Origin of the sequence: Cryptosporangium minutisporangium (genome assembly GCF_039536245.1) — a bacterium.
GTDB classification, from domain to species: Bacteria; Actinomycetota; Actinomycetes; order Mycobacteriales; family Cryptosporangiaceae; genus Cryptosporangium; species Cryptosporangium minutisporangium.
Genome location: NZ_BAAAYN010000152.1, coordinates 1 through 2,059 on the forward strand (window position 1 = coordinate 1; position 2,059 = coordinate 2,059).

At 71.4% G+C, this 2,059-nt stretch carries 2 protein-coding genes and 1 pseudogene; 2 read left to right on the forward strand and 1 reads right to left on the reverse strand.

The genetic code is table 11. From position 1 onward, the window contains the following. A pseudogene (locus tag ABEB28_RS42975) lies at window positions 1-188 on the forward strand (methyl-accepting chemotaxis protein); the annotation flags it as partial. Window positions 189-262: 74 nt separating this feature from the next. Further along, window positions 263-406 (forward strand): DUF6203 family protein, encoded by a 144-nt coding sequence (locus ABEB28_RS42980; RefSeq protein WP_345734067.1) that lies wholly within the window; start codon window positions 263-265, stop codon window positions 404-406. A gap of 49 nt (window positions 407-455) precedes the next feature. Here ABEB28_RS42980 and ABEB28_RS42985 read toward each other — a convergent pair whose 3' ends face one another. Continuing rightward, window positions 456-1,703: a sulfite oxidase gene (locus ABEB28_RS42985; RefSeq protein WP_376980858.1), complete on the reverse strand. Its 1,248-nt coding sequence runs from the start codon at window positions 1,701-1,703 to the stop codon at window positions 456-458. Window positions 1,704-2,059: the final 356 nt, after the last annotated feature.

Genomic DNA, 2,059 nt, shown 5'->3' on the forward strand with positions numbered 1-2,059 from the left:
CCAACGAGATGAGCCGCTCGATCTCCGAGGCCTCGACCGGATCGATGAGCATCGCCGACAACATCGCCAGCGTGGCGGCCGCGGCACAGACCACCAGCGCGACCGTGGGCACCACCCAGCAGTCGGCCGAGGAACTGGCCCGGATGTCGTCCGACCTGCAGGCCCTGGTGAGCCGCTTCCGGGTCTGAGGAAACGGGCAGGCATGACCTCCGGCCCCACCGGGTACCAGAGAGCCAGAGCTGGCTACCAGAGGAAGGTCACCATGCTGAAGCAACTGCTCCAGGGCGCTGTACTCAAGCGTCTCGCTGCCAAGACGCCGATGGGAGCGGCGGCGATGATCGGTGGGAGCTGGTACTTGAGGCACCGCAAGGCGAAGAAGGCACAGCAGGCCGGCATGGCACGCTGACGCCGCTGACCGGGGCCGGGCACGGTATTCCGTGCCCGGCCCCGGCGTGTCAGGTGACCGTCACCGGGTGCCGCACCACCGCGTCGAACAGGTACCCGAGCGTGTTGAGCGGCGTCGCGGTCGGCTGGGTCGCCCCGGTCGAATCGCTGGCTCGGGCGAGCAGCTGCACGGCGCCCGCGTGCTCCGGACGCCACGGCAGGTCCCACCGCACCCAGCGTCCGGTCGCGCCCGGATCGCGCAGCGTAGCTCGCCGCCAGCTGTCTCCGCCGTCGACGCTGACTTCGACCGTGCGCACGGCGCCGCGCCCGGACCAGGACCGTCCGGTCAGCCGGTGGGTCCGCCCGGCGGCCAGCTGCGCATTCCAGCCGAGCTCGAACGCGCTCTTGGTGACCTGCCGGGTCAGCGGTGCGGAGCCCTCCGCCGGGTGCCCGGGGCCGAACAGCCGGTAGAACTCGGTGTCCCAGGGGGAGGAGAGCGGCGTCGCGGACACCTCGATGTCGCCGAGCCACTTGATCGACGCGATGCCGATCCAGGACGGGACGACCAGCCGCACCGGGAACCCGTGGTCGGCCGGCAACCGCTCACCGTTCATCCCGTACGCGAGAATCACGTCGTCGAGGGCCTTCCCGACCGGCAGGACCCGCCGGACGCGCCCCAGGTTGACGCCGCCGGTGACGAAGTCGGCGTCCAGCCCTCGGGGGAGCAGGTCGACCGCGGCGCCGGTGAGGCCGGCCTTCTCCAGCACGGTGGAGAGGCGGACGCCGCGCCACCGGGCGACCCCTACCCCGCCGAGCTTCCAAGCGGTTCCCGACACGGCCTGGCCCTGCTGCGTGGTGAAGAAGCTCCGGCCGTTCCCGGCGCACTCGATCGCGGTGGACACGGTCACCGCGGGCAGGTCCAGCAGCTGCCGGTAGGTGAACGTCACCGCGGACTCGAGCGTCGGCGCGCCGCGCAGCCCGGAGCCGAAGACGCGGAGGCGCCAGGTCCGCGCGTCGATGGTCGGCGTCGCGGTGTGGTTGCGGACGAAGAACCGCTCGTTCGGCGTGTAGTAGCCGGTGCCGGCCAGCGCGTCGAAGCGGGTTTCGGCGTTCGTTCCGAACACCGTGAACCACTCCGCGGGGAGCGGTTTGCGGATCGGTGACGGCGCCGTCGGGGTTGGCGTCGCGCTGGGTGCGGACGACGTCGGGCTCGGCGCCGGTAGGGCGGACGCGGGGGAGCCGGCCGCCAGCGCGGCGGGAACGGCCAGCGCGGCGCCGCCGGTAGCGCGGAGTACGCCGCGCCGGGTCATCGAGGCCATCGGGCACACCTCCGGTCGGGAAGCGGGAGTGACGCCGACTCTATCTTCCCGACCTGTTCGGTGGGGTTAATCGCTTGTCCCGCGAGGTTCAACTACGGAGCGCGATTCACCAATCACTCCTTGCAACCGGAGTGCAACTGAGCGGCACCCGAATCCGCACCCGAACGGGCAGAAGCTCATTTCTGTCGGACCGGAACGGCCCCGCTGCGGGAGCGGACGCGGCCGGCAACCGACCGTAAGAACACAAGGGGGACTGCATGACGACGACTACTCCGGCTTCGCCGACCCGCCTCTCCGAGCGGGAACTCGACGCGTTGGTGCGCGAGCACCTGGCGCTGGTCGGCCACCTCGTCCGC